This is a genomic window from Acidovorax sp. Root568, assembly GCF_001427445.1.
GTDB classification, from domain to species: domain Bacteria; phylum Pseudomonadota; class Gammaproteobacteria; order Burkholderiales; family Burkholderiaceae_C; genus Acidovorax; species Acidovorax delafieldii.
The window spans coordinates 150,163-168,897 of sequence record NZ_LMGP01000003.1 but is presented as its reverse complement, the minus strand read 5'-3'; the positions used below and the strand labels follow the sequence as shown (position 1 = coordinate 168,897).

Here is an 18,735-nt window from a genome sequence, read left to right as displayed (position 1 = left end):
CGGGTTCCCGTGTGAAAGTAGGTCATCGTCAGGCTCTTACAGCCCAGAAAACCCCAGTCAGATATGACTGGGGTTTTTTGCTTTCCAGGCGCACAAAAATCATCCCTTCTCGCTGACCCTCCAGGGTATTGACCATGCAACTACAAGACATCCTGTATTCCCAAGGTTTTGGTACGCGTCGTGTTTGCGCGGGTCTGATTCAGCAGGGATGGGTCTCGGTGCGTGAGGCATCTTCGCCCAATGCCGAGTACGTGCTCTGCACGGAGGCTACCGCAGGCTATGAGCCCGAAGGACTGCTGTTACGTGTACAGGGTGTGGATTGGCCGTTCCACGCCAAAGCCTACGTGCTGCTTCACAAACCCGCCGGCACGGAGTGTTCTCAGAAGCCTTCTACATACCCCAGCATCTACACGCTTTTGCCTCCGCCGTTGCGCCAGCGGCCCACGAAGAGTACGGTACAAGGAGTGCAGGCGGTGGGGCGCCTTGATCAGGACACAACGGGTATGTTGCTATTGAGCGATGACGGGCAATTCATTCATCGCGTGAGTTCGCCCAAGAAGCATGTTCCGAAGGTTTATCAAGTGACGACCAAACACCCGGTGGACGAGACACAGGTGTCGAAATTGTTGGCGGGGGTTGTGCTGGACGATGATCCCAAGCCGGTGCGTGCTGCAAACTGCTCCATCGTGGATTCCCATCGCTTGGATCTGACGCTGACTGAGGGCAAGTACCACCAGGTCAAGCGGATGATTGCAGCAGTTGGCAATAGGGTGGAGGGGCTACATCGCTCTCGCATTGGAAGCATGGATTTGCCTGCGGATTTGGCCCCCGGCCAATGGCGATGGCTCAATGCTTCCGATCTGTCACTGTTGAACAGCAATGCTTGAGCATGTTGTCCGGAGGAGTGGCCTCTTTTGACTGGCTCAGAGAGTGCGGCCGGGGCACTGTGACTCATGTCGTTGATCCCTTGACTGCCGAGGCCGGGAGAGCTCTGCTGGCAAGTTGTGGTCTCGCCCTGCGAGATGCCCTGGCACCCCAGGCAGCGCCAATACCGGGATGACCTGAGTCAAAGAGGGCACGATCGTCCTGATGTTACTTGTTGTCGCTCGGGTCCGCGCTGGGCGCGGCGCTACACTTCAAGGCTGTGTTGAAAGTGGTTTTGTGAAGATTCTCTCGATTGCACGCATCTGCGTTGTGGCCCTTGGTGGGTGGTGTTACTCCTTGGCCGGTGTGGCGGCGGGCGCTCCGCCGCTTTTTGTACTCAATTCGCTGGAGGCCAACGTCAGCGTCATCGACCCGGTGACCTGGACTGAGACGGCCCGCATACCCACAGGTAAAGAGCCGCACCATCTGTATCTGACCCCCGATGAAAAGTCGATCATCGTGGCCAACGCGCTCGGTGACACGCTGACGTTTGTGGACCCCCGTACCGCCGAGGTGCAGCGTACCGTACGTGGGATTGTGGACCCCTACCATCTGCGATTCAGTCCCGACATGAAATGGTTCATCACGGCCGCCAACCGTCTGAATCACGTGGACTTTTACCGCTGGGACGGCAAGGACCTGACCCTGGTGCAGCGCGTGGCCACATCGCGCACCCCCAGCCATCTGTGGATCGATAGCCGCAGCACCACCGTCTATTCGACCATGCAGGACAGTGACGAACTGGTGGCGATTGATATTGCCACCCAGACCATCAAATGGCGCGTCAAAACAGGCCCCATGCCTGCGGATGTCTACGGCAGTCCCGATGGCAAGCACCTGTTTGTGGGACTGACGGGCGGTGACAGCGTGGAGGTGTTCGATATCTCCGGGCGTGAAGCGGTCAGCGTCAAGCGGATCAAGACAGGCAACGGTGCACACGCCTTTCGCGCTGCTGGCGACGGGCACCACCTGTATGTGAGCAATCGCGTGGCCAACTCGATCAGCAAGATCGACATGAACACCCAGCAAGTCGTCGAGTCGTACCCCGTGCCTGGCGGGCCCGATTGCATGGATGTTTCGGCGGATGGCCGCTATATCTACGTCAGTTCGCGTTGGGCCCGGAAGCTGTCTGTGGTGGACACCCAGGCAAAGAAGGTGGTGCGCCAGGTCAATGTGGGTAAATCGCCCCACGGCGTATGGACACTGCAACACGCGCCACGTTGAGCGCGGTGCAGCCGGTGAGAGGTATGTTTCTCAGCGCTTTTTGTGGATCACGCAGCAGGCGTCGCGATGCTATTGTATTGATAGCTGTTTGGGCATGTTTCACTAGCGCTACCGCCCAAAATGACTGCAAAAAGCCCCTGTACCTGACCTTTGACACTGGCCACATGGAAGTGGCGCCTTTGGTGGCTGAGGTGCTCAGGCGCCAGCAGGTGCACGTGACCTTCTTTGCTGCAAACGAGCGCACGAAGGAAGGCGATGGAAGTCTGGGGGACCATTGGGCCCCATGGTGGCGTGCACGCGCCGCAGAGGGCCATGAGTTTGCCTCCCACACCTGGAATCACACCTACTGGCGTGCCGATGCCGGCAGCGCGCCGCACCCGGCGTTTCGGGTCCGTCCCTCTGCGGGACAGCGTGAGGGTCAAGGCTTTGTGATGTCCGCAGCTGAATACTGCGAAGAAATTGCCCGTGCTGCGGATCGTTTGAAGGCCATTACCGGCAAGACGCCTTTGCCCCTGTTCCGCGCGCCTGGCGGCAAGACCTCTGCACAATTGATTGCCAGCGCGAAGGCCTGCGGTTATGTGCATGTGGGGTGGTCGCCTGCCGGCTTCTTGGGGGATGAGCTGCCCAGTGAGACGGCCAGCAACACCGCGCTGCTGAACAAGGCGCTGCGCGATGTGCGCAGTGGCGACATCCTGCTGGCGCACCTGGGGATCTGGTCGCGCAAGGACGCCTGGGCGCCCGCTGTGCTGGAGCCTTTGATTGAAGGGCTCAAGCAGCGAGGATTTTGCTTTCGCACCTTGCGGGATCATCCTGACTATGCGGCCGCAGCGGCTCAGGTTCGCTAGATGGGCTGTGGGATCAAGTTGGATCGCGTGCGCCGTGGCTGAGGGCGCACGCGCCGCATGTTTGCATGATTAACCAGGTGCCAGGGAGCGCGACACGATGGGATGGCTAGGCGGTGTATTTGACAGCGTGCAGCAATGGCTTTTTGAGAGCGTGCTGCAGCCGCTGATGTTCACCACAGGGCTGGCCAGCCTGCTGGAGAACGGCTATGAGGCATCCGGCTGGCTGCTGGTGGGATTGCTGCAGCTGGTGGTCATCGTGGCTGTGATTGGCCCCATGCAGCGCTGGTGGCCGGTGGAGCAGATCAATGACCGCGCCACCATCCGCACTGACATCCTCTACACCCTGATTCACCGGCTGGGACTGTTCCGGCTGGCGCTGTTTTTCACGGTGGATCCGCTGGCGGATTCACTGTTTGGTGCCTTGCGTGTGGCGGGTGTCAGCACGTTCCAGCTCGATGGCCTCTGGCCGGGTGTGACGGACATCTCCTGGGTCAGCTTGCTGCTGTATCTGGTGGTGTTCGATTTTGTGGACTACTGGATCCACCGGGGGCAGCATCACTTTGAGTGGTGGTGGCGCCTGCATTCGCTGCACCATGCACAGCAGCAGATGACGATGTGGAGCGACAACCGCAACCACCTGCTCGATGACCTGCTGCGCGACGTGATTCTGGTGACGGTGGCGCAGCTGATTGGCGTTGCGCCGGGGCAGTTCATTGCCATCGTGGCCATCACTCAGCTCAGCGAGAGCTTTCAGCACGCCAACGTGCGGCTGTGGTTTGGTCAGGTGGGTGAGCGGCTCTGGATCAGCCCCCGGTTTCACCGCCGGCACCACAGCATTGGCATTGGCCACGAGACGGTCAAGCCTTCGGCCGAGGCAACATCGGGCCAAGCAGCAACGCCGCCGCGTGTGGTGCTCGGCGGGCACAACTTCGGGGTGCTTCTGCCTTGGTGGGACATGCTGATGGGCACCGCCAACTTTGAAAAGCGCTTTGACCCTACGGGCGTGCGCGACCAGGTCGAGCCGGGCCCCGATGGCCGTGTGCGCGACTACGGCGCGGGGTTCTGGTCCCAGCAATGGCGGGGCGTACTGAGGTTGCTGGGCAAGGCCTGAGCGGCTTGGCGGGCGCTGCCTGTATGCTTGCCGCCATGGGATTACTGCTTGATTCTTTCTGGCGTGCCGCTGCCTATTGCCTGCGTCCGCGGGTGATTGCGCTGTCGCTCTTGCCTCTGTTCTTGATGGCCGTTTTGGCACTCGGAATGGGTTACTTCTACTGGGACGCGGCGGTGCAGGGGATGCGCGCGTTGCTCGATGCGTCCTCGTTGCTGGCCAGCGTCTGGGGTTGGCTTCAGGGCTGGGGCCTGGGGGATGTGACTGCTGTCATGGCGCCGTTGATGGTGGTGTTGGCCGTGGCGCCTGTACTGGTGGTGGTGTCGCTGCTGGCCGTGGCGGTACTCATGACCCCCGCCCTGGTGGCATTGGTGGCTGCGCGGCGGTTTCCGGATCTGGAGCGCAAGAAGGGCGGGTCCTTCATTGCGAGTGTGGCCTGGTCGGTAGGGTCCACGGTGTTGGCGCTGGTGGCGCTGGTGGTGTCCGTTCCGCTATGGCTGGTGCCGCCACTGGTACTCATCCTGCCGCCGCTGATCTGGGGTTGGCTGACCTACCGGGTGATGGTGTTCGACGCCCTGGCAGACCACGCCAGCAAGGAAGAGCGCCTGGAGATATTCCGCCGCCATCGCAGCAGCCTGCTGGGCATGGGCATCGTCACGGGCTACCTCGGGGCCGCGCCCAGCATTGTGTGGGCATCGGGCGTGGTGTTTGCCGCCGCGTTTTTTGTGCTGGTGCCGCTGGCGATCTGGATCTACACCCTGGTGTTCGCGTTTTCCTCGCTGTGGTTCACGCACTACGGTCTGGCCGCCCTGCAGCGCTTGCGTGCCGAGCGGGCCACGATGGCGCCGATGACCGGGCCCGCCCCGTTGGCCGAAGCGGCCGTGCACCCCAAAGAAGCGCCTGCATTGAACATGGCGGCACCTCCAGCCCCCGCGCTGCCGCCCCCTGCAAATCCGAACCCTGGAGACAATCCACCATGACCCCCACCTTTGGTCTCATCATCGTCGGTGACGAGATACTGTCAGGCAAAAGGGCCGACAAGCACATGCCCAAGGTGATCGAGCTGTTATCGGCGCGGGGACTGTCGCTGGCTTACGCCGACTATGTGGGCGACAGCCCGGACCGCATCACGGCCACTTTGCAGCGGGCGTTCGCGTCGTCCGATGTGGTGTTCTCGTGTGGCGGCATTGGCGCAACCCCTGACGACCACACGCGGCAATGTGCTGGACGTGCCCTGGGCCGGGATCTGGCCCTGCACCCAGAAGCCGAGGCGCTGATCCGCGAACGCATGCAGGATGTAGCGCGCGAGCAGGGCGTGCCCTACGAGCCGGATCGGTCCGACAACGTGCACCGCCTCAACATGGGCATGTTCCCGGTGGGCGCGCGCATCATTCCCAATCCCTACAACAAGATTCCCGGCTTCAGTTGCGACGGGCCAGGAGGTGGTGCAGTGCACTTCGTTCCGGGCTTCCCTGTCATGGCCTGGCCCATGATCGAGTGGGTGCTGGAGCAGCACTACGCAGCCCATTTCAACCGGGCACCGCAGACCGAGCAGTCGGTGGTGGTTTATGGTGCGATGGAGGCAGCCTTGACGCCCCTCATGGAGCAGATTGAAAAATCGCACCCGGATGTGCGGGTGTTCAGTTTGCCCAGCGTAGATCATCCACAATACGGGCGGCATATCGAACTGGGTGTCAAAGGGCCCGCGTCCTCGGTGCCTGCTGCATGGCAGGCTTTGAAAACAGGATTGCACGAATTTGGTGCAAATTGCGGCCCTGAATTGGTGCGCAACCTGTGAGACTCAGATTTGGTAGATGGATTGCACCGTATTGGTGCTTTTTGGCGCGTGCCACGCCGACCTGTCGCGGGTAGCGCTCCTTCATAGTGCGGTGCTGCACTCGGCTGGCACGCAAACTGCTTTTATTTCGGCAAACTCTTTTTTCAACAAGCGCTTTATCCAGGAGAACCTGATGGCCAAGACCGTTGCAGACGTGATGAAGATGGTGAAGGAGAACGAAGTCAAGTTCGTTGACTTCCGTTTCACCGATACCCGTGGCAAACAACAGCACACCACGGTGCCCGTCTCTCACTTCGACGAAGACAAGTTCACTTCGGGCCATGCCTTTGACGGCTCGTCGATCGCCGGTTGGAAGGGCATTGAAGCCTCCGACATGCAGCTGATCCCCGACCCGAGCACGGCCAACATCGATCCGTTCTTTGAAGAAACGACGCTGATCCTGACCTGCGACGTGATCGAACCCACCGACGGCAAGGCCTACGACCGCGATCCCCGCTCCATTGCCAAGCGCGCTGAAGCCTACCTGAAGGCCTCCGGCCTGGGCGACACGGCCTACTTCGGTCCCGAGCCAGAATTCTTCATCTTCGACGGCGTGCGCTGGAGCACCGAGCCCAACAACACGTTCTACGAAATCGAAGAATACGAAGCCCCCTGGAACACAGGCGCCAAGCTGGAAGGCGGCAACCGTGGCCACCGTCCCACCGTCAAGGGCGGCTATTTCCCCGTGCCTCCCGTCGACAGCACGCAAGACATGCGCGCCGAGATGTCCCTGATCCTCGAATCTCTGGGCATCCCGGTCGAAGTGTTCCACCACGAAGTGGCGGGCGCTGGCCAGAACGAAATCGGTACCCGTTTCAGCACCCTGGTTGAGCGCGCCGACTGGACCATCCTGCAAAAGTACGTGATCCACAATGTGGCCAACGCCTACGGCAAGACCGCCACGTTCATGCCCAAGCCTTACCACGGCGACAACGGCTCCGGCATGCACGTGCACCAGTCCGTCTGGAAGGACGGCAAGAACCTGTTCGCTGGCGATGGCTATGCTGGTCTGTCGGACTTCGCGCTGTACTACATCGGCGGCATCATCAAGCACGCACGTGCCCTGAACGCCATCACCAATCCCGGTACCAACAGCTACAAGCGCCTTGTGCCTCACTTCGAAGCCCCGGTGAAGCTGGCCTACTCGGCCAAGAACCGTTCCGCTTCGATCCGTATCCCTTACGTGGCCAACCCCAAGGGCCGTCGCGTGGAAGCCCGCTTCCCCGATCCACTGATGAACCCTTACCTGGGCTTCGCAGCCCTGCTGATGGCCGGTCTGGACGGCGTGGAAAACAAGATCCATCCTGGCGAAGCCGCTACGAAGGACCTGTACCACCTGCCTCCAGAAGAAGACAAGCTGGTGCCCACCGTGTGCCACAGCCTGGACCAAGCCCTGGAACATCTGGACAAGGACCGTGCGTTCCTGACCAAGGGTGGCGTGTTCACCGACAGCATGATCGACGCCTACATCGATCTGAAGATGAACGAAGTGACCCGCTTCCGTATGGCAGTGCACCCTGTCGAGTACGACATGTACTACTCCCTGTAATCGTCTGCCTGCAGACCATTGCTCAAGAAAAGGCGGCGCAAGCCGCCTTTTTTCATGGGCGGGCGGCGGCGCTATCTGCGCCGAACGCATGCGGCGGAACCAAGACGTCAGGTGTTGCATCCGTATACACAGCCCTTCAAGGGTCTGCCCTTGTTGGATTGGAGATGTAGGGTGATTGGGGGATACTCCCCTGTCCCCTGCATGTCAGTGCGAGGAAACCGAATGAATAAAACGCTCATCACCCTGCTCCTCATCGCCGCCACCGTCCCCGCAGTCCAGGCGCAAGACCGCATCTATCGTTGCGGCAACGAATACACCAACAACGCCCAGCAAGCCAAGGAGCGCGGCTGCAAGCTGGTGGAGGGCGGCAACGTTACCGTGGTGCAGGGCACCCGCCCAGCGTCTGCCGCAGCTCCTGCAGCGGGTGGTGCGGCAGCCCCGTCGTCTGCGACCTCGCCCGCCAACGCTCCACGCGTCAGCAACAACGAACAAAAATCCCGCGACTCGGATGCCCGCGCGATTCTGGAGTCCGAGCTGCGCAAGGCGGAAACGCGCCATGCCGAGCTGCTCAAGGAATACAACAACGGCGCCCCCGAGCGCAACGCACTCGATCTGCGCAACCCCCAGCGCTACACCGAACGCACGGCCGAACTCAAGGCCAGCGTGGCCCGCAGCGAGAGTGACATTGCGGGTATCAAGCGCGAGATTGCCCGCCTGCCTGCCCCTGCTGCACCCACCAACTGACCGCGGTGATTGCGTGTGAGTGCCCCTTCTTCCTCCGACCTTCCCGGCACTGACACCGGGCGTTTTCATTCCCTGGACCTGATGTCCACCCTGGTGGCGGTGCTGCGCGCTGACGATGGCGCGGTGCAGTTTGCCAATGCCGCGCTGGAAAACACACTGGGCCTCTCGCGCCGCACCCTGGAAGGGGCGGACTTCTCTACCTTCTTCACCGACCCGGCACTGCTGCAGACCGCACTGGCGGGCGCCCGGGGCAAGGACTTTGCCGCGCTGCGCTACGAGGCCAGCCTGAAGCGCCTGCACCAGGACCCGGTGCCTGTGCATGTCAACGTAGCCGATGCCGAGCAGGTGGGCGAAATCCTGGTGGAGTTGTGGCCGCTGGAGCAGCAGGCCCGCCAGGACCGCGAAGAGCGCCTGCGTGACCAGGCCCAGGCCAACAAGGAGCTGATCCGCAACCTGGCCCACGAGATCAAGAACCCGCTGGGCGGCATTCGGGGTGCGGCACAGCTGCTGGAGATGGAGCTCGACAACCGGGAGCTCACCGAATACACCCAGGTCATCATCCACGAGGCCGACCGCCTGCAAAGCCTGGTGGACCGGCTGCTCGCGCCCCATCGCCACCCCCACCTGGTGGGCGATGTGAACATCCACGAGGTGTGCGAGCGCGTGCGTTCGCTCGTGCTGGTCGAATACCCGCAGGGCCTCAGGGTGCAGCGCGACTACGACACCTCGATTCCCGAGTTTCGCGGGGACCGCGCGCAGCTCATTCAGGCGGTGCTGAACATCGTGCAGAACGCGGCCCAGGCGCTGTCAGAGCGCATCGCCAAGGGGGATGCCGTGATCACGCTGCGCACGCGTGTGGCCCGCCAGGTCACGTTCGGCCGACAACGCTACCGGCTGGCACTGGAATTGCATGTCATCGACAACGGACCGGGCGTACCCGATGCCATCAAGGAGCGGATTTTTTATCCACTGGTATCGGGTCGGGACGGCGGATCAGGGCTGGGGCTGACGTTGGCGCAAACCTTCGTGCAGCGTCACCACGGGTTGATCGAATGCGACAGCGTACCGGGTCGCACCGACTTCCGAATCCTGATCCCCTTGCCCTGAGAGCGCATGACGGTCCCTGACACGCAACCACAGGGAAGGTAAGAAAAACATATGAAGCCGATCTGGATAGTAGATGACGACCCCTCGATCCGCTTCGTCCTGGAAAAGGCGCTGGCCCGCGAGAACCTGCCCACGCGCAGTTTCACGCACCCGCGCGAAGTGCTGGACGCACTGGCCGATGTCACCGCAGGCGACCCCGCGCGCCAGGGCCCCCAGGTTCTGGTGAGCGACATCCGCATGCCCGGAGGTTCGGGCCTGCAACTGCTGGAGAAGGTGCGCGAGCTGCAGCCCGGCCTGCCCGTCATCATCATGACGGCGTACTCCGACCTCGACAGCGCGGTGTCGGCCTTTCAGCGCGGCGCGTTCGAATACCTGCCCAAGCCGTTTGACCTGCCCAAGGCGGTGGAGCTGATCCGCCGAGCGGTGGAAGAAAGCCAGCGCGAAGAAGTCACCGAAGAGCGCCAGACCGCGACCCCCGAAATGCTGGGCCAGGCGCCCGCCATGCAGGACGTGTTCCGCGCCATCGGGCGGCTGTCGCAAAGCCAGGTCACGGTGCTCATCACCGGCGAATCGGGCTCGGGCAAGGAACTGGTGGCGCGCGCGCTGCACAAGCATTCGCCCGTGGCAGACGGCCCCTTTGTGGCCATCAACACCGCCGCCATCCCCAAAGACCTGCTGGAGAGCGAACTCTTCGGCCATGAGCGCGGCGCCTTCACCGGCGCCCAGACCCAGCGGCGCGGCCGCTTCGAGCAGGCCGAGGGCGGCACGCTGTTCCTCGACGAAATCGGCGACATGCCGTTTGATTTGCAGACGCGCCTGCTGCGCGTATTGTCGGACGGCCAGTTCTACCGCGTGGGCGGCCATGCGGCCGTCAAGGCCCATGTGCGTGTGATTGCCGCCACCCACCAGAACCTGGAGCAGCGCGTCAAGGAAGGCGGCTTCCGCGAGGACTTGTTCCACCGCCTCAATGTGATCCGCCTGCGCCTGCCCGCGCTGCGTGAGCGGCATGAAGACGTGCCCATGCTCACGCGCCACTTTCTGCAGCAAAGCGCGCGGCAACTGGGCGTGGAGCCCAAGCGCATTGCCGATTCGGCACTGGCGCGGCTGGAGCAGTTTGCCTTCCCGGGCAACGTGCGCCAGCTGGAGAACATCTGCCACTGGCTCACGGTGATGGCGCCTGCCCAGGTGATCTCGCTGCAGGACCTGCCGCCCGAGGTGCTGGAAGCCCCGGTGTACCAGCCGCCAGTGCGCGCCACGGCGGGCGCCGAGCCTGCGGCGGCCACGGTCACATCAATGCCGGTGGCCCCGCTGGCGCCTGTTGCGCCAGTGGCGCAGCCTGCACCCGAATTGGTAGGTGGCCTGCACCCCGCAGCGCAGGTGTCCGCTCCAGTGTCGGCGTCTGCACCTGCGGCCGTTGCGTCCTGGTCGGCCGACGCCGCCGTAGCCCCTGTGGCTGCCGCCCACAGCTGGGAGCAGGCACTGGAAACCGAAGCGCAAAAACTGCTCGCAGGCGGCCAGCCCGAGGTGTGGGATGCGCTCACGCGGCGCTTTGAGTCGCGCCTGATCCGCACGGCCCTGGTGGCCACCCACGGCCGTCGCATGGAGGCCGCGCAGCGCCTGGGCATTGGGCGCAACACCATCACCCGCAAGATCCAGGAGTTGGGGCTGGATGCGCCGGATGAAGCATGAAAATGGCCGCAGGTGCGTGTTTATCATGCCTCTGCAGCTATTGAAATAGTAGCAATGCAAGGTGCCACTACATCGCTGGTGGCATCGCTGTAACCCGGCCCGGATGCGCGCTGCGCATCGCACTGCATGGCGGGCCATGTCCTACATGCAGGCCCTCCCTGGGCCGACCCGGCACTCCGGAGGTGGCTTCAACAATGAAGTCACTGTCAACCAACCGGAGATGTTCCTATGTCGGATTTCAACGATGCCAACCGTGACCCCTTGACCAATGAGCCAGGTGCTCACCCCGTCGGAACGGGCGTGGGCGCCGCCCTCGGGGGCGCCGCTGCCGGGGCTGCTGCAGGTGCTTTTGGCGGCCCGGTCGGCGCTGCCATTGGTGGCGTGGCGGGTGCTGTGGCGGGCGGCCTGGCGGGCAAGGCGGCTGCCGAGGCCGTCAACCCCACCGAAGAAGACGCCTACTGGCGCGAGACCTACCACCGCGAGCCCTACTACGTGGGCGGCCGTACGTACGACCAATACCGGCCGGCCTATGAACTGGGCTGGTCGTCGGTAGGCCGCTACGAGGGCAACTTTGACGCCATCGAGCCGCGCCTGGCCGACGACTGGCGTGCACGCCACGGCAGCGACGGCCTGGCCTGGACCGACGTGCGCCCCGCCACCCGCGCCGCGTGGGAGCGCGCCGCCAACCGCGCTGCGCTGGCCAGCGACCGCCCGATGGACGTGATCGACGCCGAAGACGTGGTCGATGTGCTCAACGACCTGCTGGAGTCTGCACGTGACGGCGAATACGGCTTCCATGCCTGTGCCGAGCACGCAGAGTCGGGCCAGCTCAAGGGCATCTTCCAGCGCCACTCGCGCGAGTGTGCGGCTGCCGCCGTGGAGCTGGAACACGAGATCCGCCGCCTCAATGGCGACCCTGCGCAGGGGGGGACCGTGGCGGGCGCGTTGCACCGGGGCTGGGTGTCGGTGAAGACCGCGCTGTCCACCCAGGACGATAAGGCCGTGCTCGAAGAATGCGAACGTGGCGAGGACGCTGCGGTGGCCCGCTACCGCAAGGCGCTGAAGGCTGCGCTGCCTGCCGATGTGCGCGCTCTGGTGGAGCGCCAGGCCCAAGGCGCCCAGCGCAACCACGACGAGGTGCGTGCGCTGCGGGACGGGTTCTCGCCCCGGCCCTGATCCCAGGTGCCGAGGGCGACCCTTGGGTAAACCGCACCTGACCGGGCGTCGGTTGCTGCGCTGAGGGCTGACCTCAAGAAAAAGGCTGCCAGAGCATTCCTCTGGCAGCCTTTTTTGCGTCGCGTGCGGACCGGCTCAGGGGCGCATCAGGCGCTCATCGTGACAACCACCGGCGCATGGTCGCTGGGCTGTGGGTTCTTGCGCGGGGCGCGGTCCACCAAGCAGGCCGTCACCGTGGGCTTGAGGGCCTCGCTCACCAGAATGTGGTCGATGCGCAGGCCCCGGTTTTTCTGGAAACCCAGCATGCGGTAGTCCCACCACGAATAGCTCTTTTCGGGCTGCTCGAACATGCGGAAGGCATCGGTCAGCCCCAGGGACAGCAGGGCCTGGAAGTGGTTGCGCTCTTCGGTGGTGTGGTGGATGGTCTCGCGCAGGCCCTCGGGGTCGTACGAGTCGCGGTCTTCGGGCGCCACGTTGAAGTCGCCCACCAGCACCAGGCGCGGGTGGGCGGCCATCTCGGCGCGCACCATGTCCTGCAGCGCCTGCAGCCAGCGCATCTTGTAGGCGAACTTTTCCGAGCCCGGCTCCTGGCCGTTGACGAAGTAGCCGTTGAGCAGGCGCAGCGGGCCTGCCGGCGTGTCCAGCGTGGCGGCGATGACGCGGGCCTGCTCGTCGCCAAAGGCGGGGATGTTGCGCACCACATCGCGCAGCGGGTGGCGGCTCAGGATGGCTACGCCGTTGTAGGTCTTTTGGCCGAAGGCGACGGCTTCGTAGCCGGCCTCTTTCAACGCGTCGTGGGGAAACTTGTCGTCGGTGAGCTTGAGCTCCTGCAGGCACAGGGCATCGACCGGGTTGGCGGCCAGCCAGGCCAGCACCTGGGGCAGGCGCACCGACAGGGAGTTCACGTTCCAGGTGGCAATTTGCATGGTTTTTGGCCGGTAGCGCTAGTGGATCATGCGCTAGCAGCTATCAAAATGTGAGTGGATGAGGGATGGGGCAGAAGCGTCAGGCGCGGCGCACACGGGTCACAAAGCTGAACGGCAGCCCGTTGGTGCTCACGTGGTGCTCGCGGGCGGTTTCCACCCATTCTGCGCCCAGCACGGGGGCATAGGCATCGCCGTCAAAGTCCTGGGCGATCTCCGTCACCTCCACGCAGTCCGCCAGGGGCAAGGATTCGGCATAGATCTGCGCGCCCCCAATGATCCACACGGTTTTGCCCGCGTCGCACAGCGCCAGGGCTTCGGCCAGGCTGCCTGCGCGGTGGGCACCGTCGGCCTGCCAGTCGGCCTGCCGCGTCACCACGATGTTGGTGCGGCCGGGCAGGGGGCGAAAGCGCGGGGGCAGCGAGTCCCAGGTCTTGCGGCCCATGACCACCGGGCAGCCCTGGGTGAGCTGCTTGAAGTGCGCCATGTCCTCGGGGATGTGCCAGGGCAGGCGGTTGTCCTTGCCGATGACGCCGTTGGCCGCGCGGGCGTAGATGAGGTGCAGGGGCATGGGGCTCGCTCGGTGCGTGAGTGGGGAGGGGATCAGATGTGCAGGAACGCCAGCGCGCCCACACCCAGGCCCACGGCGGCCACGCCGTACATGCCGTATTCCAGCCACTTCTTCTTGGTCAGCAGCGCAATCGCGGCCAGGGCAATCGCCACCTGCAGCGCGGTGGTGGCCTGGGCCCAGCGGTGGTGCTGGTGCATCTGGGCCTCGCTTTGCTGATCGAAGGCGTGGGCATCGGCCTCCAGCTTTTCGGCCGCGGTCTTGATCTCGTTCTTCTCTTTTTCGTAGCGGTCGATCTTGGCCTGGTATTTGACCTTCTCGGCTTCGGCCGGGGTCAGGTCACGGGCCAGCTCGGCCAGGCTTTGTTTGGTGCTTTTGGACTGGAAGTAATTCCACTGGTTGGAGGCCTCGGTCTTCTTGATGGCCGCGTCGTTCTTCATCAGGCCCGCATTGGCCTGGGTGGCGCCGCCCATGTAGGCAAAGATGGCACCCACCGTGGCCACGATGGCCGTGAACATGGCGATCTTGTTGGTGGACGAGCCGCCGCCATGGTCCGCGCCGTGGTGCGCAGCATCGTGGCCGTGGGTGGCATGTTCGACCGCGTGATCGTGGGGGCCGTGTACGTGGAATCCGCCGGAAGACATAGATAGAAGCTCGTTGTATTGGTTATGGGTGAAAGCGGGGCCTGTGCCGCAGGCTGGCCTGGCGCAGTGGTCAGGTCAGACTGCCACGGGCGCCTTGATGGTAGGGTGGCACTGGTAGTCCACCACTTCAAAGTCTTCGTACTCGTAGTCGAAGATGCTGTCCGGCTTGCGTTTGATGTTCAGCACGGGGTAGGGGTAGGGCGTGCGCGCCAGCTGGGTCTGCACTTGCTCGTGGTGGTTGCTGTAGATATGGCAGTCGCCACCCGTCCAGACGAAGTCGCCCACCTCCAGATCGCACTGCTGGGCCACCATGTGGGTCAGCAGCGCATAGCTGGCGATGTTGAACGGCACACCCAGAAAGATGTCTGCACTGCGCTGGTACAGCTGGCAAGACAGCGTGCCGCGCCCGCCGGGCTCTTGCGCCGGGGCTACGTAAAACTGAAAGAAAGCGTGGCACGGCATGAGCGCCATCTTGTGCAGCTCGGCCACGTTCCAGGCGCTCACGATGATGCGGCGCGAGTCAGGGTTGGTCTTGAGCGTTTGGATGACGTCGCTGATCTGGTCGATGTGCCCGCCGTCCGGCGTCGGCCAGCTGCGCCACTGCACGCCGTACACCGGGCCCAGGTCGCCGTCCTCGCGCGCCCATTCATCCCAGATGGTCACGCCGCGCTCTTTCAGCCAGTTGTTGTTGCTCGATCCGGTCAGGAACCACAGCAACTCCTGGATGATGGACTTGAGGTGCACCTTCTTGGTCGTGACCAGCGGAAAACCTTCCTTCAGGTCAAACCGCATCTGGTGGCCGAACACGCTCTTGGTACCGGTGCCGGTGCGGTCCGACTTGTCCACGCCGTGGGTGAACACATGGCGCATGAAATCTTCGTACTGGGAGCGCACGGGGCGGGTGGGCAAGGCAGGAACTGCCGGGGCAGCAGAAGGCTGGGTCATGGGATGGATCACTCAGGGTAGGGCGCCGCCATCAAGGGGTGGCCGTTGCCGACGGCGGATTTTATGCGGAGCGGGAGAATGCCAGATTCGCCATCCATCCACTGCACTTCCCATGACGACTTCCGATACCCCCGTCACCATCCGCCCCCTCCAGGCTGCCGACTGGCCCGCCGTGTGGCCCATCCTGCGCACCACCTTCCAGGCGGGAGACACATATGCGTTTGCCCCCGACAGCACCGAGGCCGAGATCCACAAAGCCTGGGTAGAGCTGCCTGCTGCGACCTTTGTCGCCCTGGGCGTGGGCGGGGAGATTCTGGGCGCTAAGAACGTGTTTACGATCTTTTCAGGGCCGCGCGAGTCCCTTGCCGGGATGGGACGCAAGGCGCGGGGCGCAGTGGATAGCCCGGCTATCCACAAGCGCCGCAACGCCGCGGACCGCCCGGCAAGGCACTTGCCCGAAGGGTTGGGGCGAAATCGGGCGATTTGGACGCCCCGACTGCTTGCATGGGCACGAGCCCATGCGGCGCATCCGAAGCATCCACTCATCCCGATTGCGCCCCAACGCGGCCCCGAAAAGATCGTAAACACGTTCTTACTTCATCAAGCCGAATCAGCCTGGGCAGGGCGCCCATGTGTGCAACTGTGGCTATGTGGTGGCGCCGGCAGCGCAGGGGCAGGGCGTGGCCTCGTTGATGTGTGAGCACTCCCAGCAGCAGGCTGTGGTCATGGGCTTTCGGGCCATGCAGTTCAACCTGGTGGTGGCGAGCAACGCGCGCGCCGTGCGGCTGTGGCAGCACCTGGGCTTTGCGATCGTGGGCACGCTGCCTGGGGCCTTCCGGCACCACACGCTGGGCTATGTCGATGCCCATGTGATGTTCAAGACACTGTTGGCCTGAGCTTGTTGCCAATGAAAAAAGGGCTCCCACATGGGAGCCCTTTCTGAGATTCCGGGGGCACATGTCCACAACAGTGAGAGGCCGCCACCCGGGAAGGTCCGCGTTCTTACATCGCGCTGATTTCGCCCGATGGGATCTTGCCGGTGCGCACGGCTTCGGCCGCTGCGGCGCGCACTGCAGCACGGTCGGCAGTCGACTTGTAGGTTACGACACGCGAACCAGCGGGTTCGATGCTGCGTGTTTGGGCCACGGTAGAGGCTTCAGCAGCCACTTCGGCACGGGTGCGGTTGGTGTCGAACTTGAGGGCGAATTGCGAGCTGTCGGCTTCATCAGCGTGGGCGCCGAAAGCGGAGAAAGCAGCCACAGCAGCGATGGACAGGAAACGTGTTGTCTTGTTCATGATGATCTCGATTCTTGATGGGGTGGGGGGCGAGGTCCGTTGATTCCGGGACGGCTTACAGAGCGCCGAGTTCGCCGGAAGGGATCTGGCCAGTGCGCACCGCTTCAGCAGCCTGGGCACGCACGGCAGCACGGTCAGCCGTGGACTTGTAAGTCACCACACGCGAACCAGCGGGTTCGATCGAGCGGGTCTGGGCCACAGTAGCGGCTTCGGCAGCCACTTCAGCGCGGGTGCGGTTGGTTTCGAACTTGGTAGCGAACTGCGAAGCATCGGCTTCATCAGCGTGGGCACCAAAAGAAGCGAAAGCGGCGACAGCTCAAAAAAGCCGGGTCAAAAACCATTCCTGAACCGGGTTCGGTGAGTCGCCTTGCGGGTTCGGCTCATCGATGGGATGAACTGTACGCCGATGGTGTTTAGAGAAAAACCACTGAGTCGCAAACTGACTGTTCCAGTTTTGGAAACAGTAGGCCCACTCAGGACGCGCCCTTGGGTCAAATGTGTGTAGCGCCCCGCAGCGCCAGGGCGGGCACCCCAGGCCCACAATGCACATACCCAATTGATGCGACTAGGTATAAATCCTGAGATTCTGGCGAAATTTAGTATGTGTAGTGCTTTTCAAAGTATCAACTGAGCATCAGAGCATCGGTATCGTTCAGCCCATCAATGCCGAGATTCGACTGGCGTTGAATGGCAGATCCATACCAACTACGCAGGAGACGTTCCGATGCCCCGTTCCACCCGTCCACACACTCGCTTGGCTCTGGCCGCTGCCGCCCTGGCGGCATCGCTGTGCGGAGCCGCTGCGCACGCGCAGACCGAACTCGTGATTGCCACCGTGAACAACGGCCACATGATCGAGATGCAAAAGCTCAGCAAGAATTTCGAGCAGGCGAACCCCGACATCAAGCTCAAGTGGGTGACGCTGGAAGAGGGCGTGCTGCGCCAGCGCGTCACCACCGACATCGCCACCAAGGGCGGCCAGTTCGACGTGATGACGATTGGCATGTACGAAGCGCCCATCTGGGGCAAGAAGGGGTGGCTACAGGAGCTGAAGACCGATGCTGCCTACGACGTGGATGACCTGCTGCCCGCCGTGCGCAATGGCCTGACGGTGGACGGCAAGCTGTTTGCCGCGCCGTTCTATGGCGAAAGCTCCATGCTGATGTACCGCAAGGACCTAGCCGACAAGGCGGGCGTGCAGGTGCCGGAGCGTCCCACCTGGCCGCAGATCAAGGACCTGGCCGCCAAGATGCACGACCCCAAGAACGGCGTGTACGGCATCTGCCTGCGCGGCAAGCCAGGCTGGGGCGACAACATGGCGTTTTTGACCACGCTGGTCAACACCTTCGGCGGCCAGTGGTTTGACATGCAGTGGAAGCCGCAGCTCGAATCCAAGCCCTGGAAGGACGCGATCACCTTCTACGTCGACCTGCTCAAGAACTATGGCCCGCCCGGCTCGTCGGCCAACAGCTTCAATGAGATCCTGGCGCTGACCAACTCCGGCAAGTGCGGCATGTGGGTGGACGCGACCATCGCCGCATCGTTCGTGGCCGACCCCAAGCAGTCCAAGGTGGCCGACCAGATGGCCTTTGCCCAGGCGCCCACCATGAACACGCCCAAGGGCGCGAACTGGCTGTGGTCGTGGAATCTGGCCATCCCGGCTGGTTCCAAAAAGGTCGACGCCGCGCAGAAGTTCATCACCTGGTCCACCAGCAAGGACTACATCCAGCTGGTGGCCAAGACCAACGGCTGGGCCAACGTGCCCACCGGCACGCGCAAGAGCACCTACGCCTCGCCGGAATTCCAGAAGGCCGCGCGTTTTGCCGCCGCAGAGAAGACCGCCATCGACTCGGCCAACCCCACGGATTCGACCTTGCCCAAGAGCCCGTATGTGGGCGTGCAGTTCGCGGCCATTCCGGAGTTCCAGGCCATCGGTATCGCCGTGGGCCAGCAGATGAGTTCTGCGCTGGCAGGCAAGACGACGGTGGACGCGGCACTCAAGGCCGGCCAGGTGGCGGCTGACCGCGAAATGAAAAAGGCCGGCTACTACAAATAGGCATTCATTCGGCTACTGCGCGGGCCGATCCGGGGCCGGTGTTCCTCGCCGTACGGGAGTACGGCTGCGGTACAGCGACCCCGCCTCGGCCCGCTCGCGA

18 protein-coding genes and 2 pseudogenes are annotated in these 18,735 nt (G+C 63.3%); 14 read left to right on the top strand and 6 right to left on the bottom strand.

The genetic code is table 11. The features are described from left to right. Positions 1-134 precede the first annotated feature (134 nt). The 11 genes from ASD75_RS04955 to ASD75_RS04905 all read left to right on the top strand — a co-directional run bounded on the left by ASD75_RS04955 (position 135) and on the right by ASD75_RS04905 (position 12,203). Complete coding sequence (locus ASD75_RS04955; RefSeq protein ID WP_056743695.1) at positions 135-887, top strand: 16S rRNA pseudouridine(516) synthase; 753 nt, start codon at positions 135-137, stop codon at positions 885-887. A gap of 274 nt (positions 888-1,161) precedes the next feature. Further along, entirely contained in the window at positions 1,162-2,148 is a 987-nt protein-coding gene (locus tag ASD75_RS04950) for a YncE family protein (RefSeq protein ID WP_082564891.1), read from the top strand. Between the two features lie 23 nt (positions 2,149-2,171). After that, a complete protein-coding gene (locus tag ASD75_RS04945) occupies positions 2,172-2,993 on the top strand; it encodes a polysaccharide deacetylase family protein (RefSeq protein WP_082564890.1) in 822 nt (273 codons plus the stop codon). 97 nt (positions 2,994-3,090) lie between these two features. Beyond that, positions 3,091-4,104: a sterol desaturase family protein gene (locus ASD75_RS04940; protein ID WP_056743692.1), complete on the top strand. Its 1,014-nt coding sequence runs from the start codon at positions 3,091-3,093 to the stop codon at positions 4,102-4,104. A 35-nt stretch (positions 4,105-4,139) separates the two neighbouring features. After that, positions 4,140-5,081, top strand: coding sequence for an EI24 domain-containing protein (locus tag ASD75_RS04935; RefSeq protein ID WP_056743728.1), 942 nt, complete (start codon positions 4,140-4,142; stop codon positions 5,079-5,081). After that, entirely contained in the window at positions 5,078-5,899 is an 822-nt protein-coding gene (locus tag ASD75_RS04930) for a molybdopterin-binding protein (RefSeq protein ID WP_056743690.1), read from the top strand. Before ASD75_RS04935 ends, ASD75_RS04930 begins: the two co-directional genes overlap by 4 nt. Positions 5,900-6,071: 172 nt before the next feature. Continuing rightward, entirely contained in the window at positions 6,072-7,487 is a 1,416-nt protein-coding gene (gene glnA, locus ASD75_RS04925) for a type I glutamate--ammonia ligase (protein WP_056067757.1), read from the top strand. 222 nt (positions 7,488-7,709) lie between these two features. Then, positions 7,710-8,231: a hypothetical protein gene (locus tag ASD75_RS04920; protein ID WP_056067114.1), complete on the top strand. Its 522-nt coding sequence runs from the start codon at positions 7,710-7,712 to the stop codon at positions 8,229-8,231. Positions 8,232-8,312: 81 nt separating this feature from the next. Continuing rightward, positions 8,313-9,338: a nitrogen regulation protein NR(II) gene (gene glnL, locus ASD75_RS04915; RefSeq protein WP_056067116.1), complete on the top strand. Its 1,026-nt coding sequence runs from the start codon at positions 8,313-8,315 to the stop codon at positions 9,336-9,338. Between the two features lie 51 nt (positions 9,339-9,389). Beyond that, entirely contained in the window at positions 9,390-11,027 is a 1,638-nt protein-coding gene (gene ntrC / locus ASD75_RS04910; protein WP_056743688.1) for a nitrogen regulation protein NR(I), read from the top strand. Between the two features lie 228 nt (positions 11,028-11,255). After that, entirely contained in the window at positions 11,256-12,203 is a 948-nt protein-coding gene (locus tag ASD75_RS04905; RefSeq protein ID WP_056743687.1) for a PA2169 family four-helix-bundle protein, read from the top strand. Between the two features lie 146 nt (positions 12,204-12,349). Here the strand turns inward: ASD75_RS04905 and xth are convergent, their stop codons facing one another. The 4 genes from xth to ASD75_RS04885 all read right to left on the bottom strand — a co-directional run bounded on the left by xth (position 12,350) and on the right by ASD75_RS04885 (position 15,283). Next, complete coding sequence (gene xth, locus ASD75_RS04900) at positions 12,350-13,129, bottom strand: exodeoxyribonuclease III (protein WP_056743685.1); 780 nt, start codon at positions 13,127-13,129, stop codon at positions 12,350-12,352. A gap of 79 nt (positions 13,130-13,208) precedes the next feature. Further along, positions 13,209-13,697, bottom strand: a complete 489-nt coding sequence (locus ASD75_RS04895; protein WP_056743684.1) for a dihydrofolate reductase — start codon at positions 13,695-13,697, stop codon at positions 13,209-13,211. Positions 13,698-13,729: 32 nt separating this feature from the next. Continuing rightward, entirely contained in the window at positions 13,730-14,338 is a 609-nt protein-coding gene (locus ASD75_RS04890; protein ID WP_056743682.1) for a DUF4337 domain-containing protein, read from the bottom strand. Between the two features lie 75 nt (positions 14,339-14,413). Then, positions 14,414-15,283 (bottom strand): thymidylate synthase, encoded by an 870-nt coding sequence (locus tag ASD75_RS04885; RefSeq protein ID WP_056743680.1) that lies wholly within the window; start codon positions 15,281-15,283, stop codon positions 14,414-14,416. 112 nt (positions 15,284-15,395) lie between these two features. Between ASD75_RS04885 and ASD75_RS24015 the strand changes: the two genes are divergently transcribed. Further along, the gene (locus ASD75_RS24015) at positions 15,396-15,983 is read left to right on the top strand and encodes a hypothetical protein (RefSeq protein WP_235511542.1); all 588 of its coding nucleotides are present in this window, start codon (positions 15,396-15,398) and stop codon (positions 15,981-15,983) included. Next, positions 15,874-16,179 (top strand): annotated as a pseudogene (locus tag ASD75_RS04880) (N-acetyltransferase family protein); the annotation flags it as partial. The gene ASD75_RS24015 and the pseudogene ASD75_RS04880, both read left to right, overlap by 110 nt. Positions 16,180-16,285: 106 nt before the next feature. On the opposite strand, the gene ASD75_RS04875 reads toward ASD75_RS04880, so the two are convergent. Continuing rightward, the gene (locus ASD75_RS04875) at positions 16,286-16,579 is read right to left on the bottom strand and encodes a hypothetical protein (protein WP_056067132.1); all 294 of its coding nucleotides are present in this window, start codon (positions 16,577-16,579) and stop codon (positions 16,286-16,288) included. 55 nt (positions 16,580-16,634) lie between these two features. Further along, positions 16,635-16,895: pseudogene (locus ASD75_RS04870) on the bottom strand (DUF4148 domain-containing protein); the annotation flags it as partial. Between the two features lie 408 nt (positions 16,896-17,303). Between ASD75_RS04870 and ASD75_RS04865 the strand changes: the two are divergent. Next, entirely contained in the window at positions 17,304-18,635 is a 1,332-nt protein-coding gene (locus ASD75_RS04865; RefSeq protein ID WP_056743678.1) for a sugar ABC transporter substrate-binding protein, read from the top strand. Positions 18,636-18,735 lie beyond the last annotated feature (100 nt).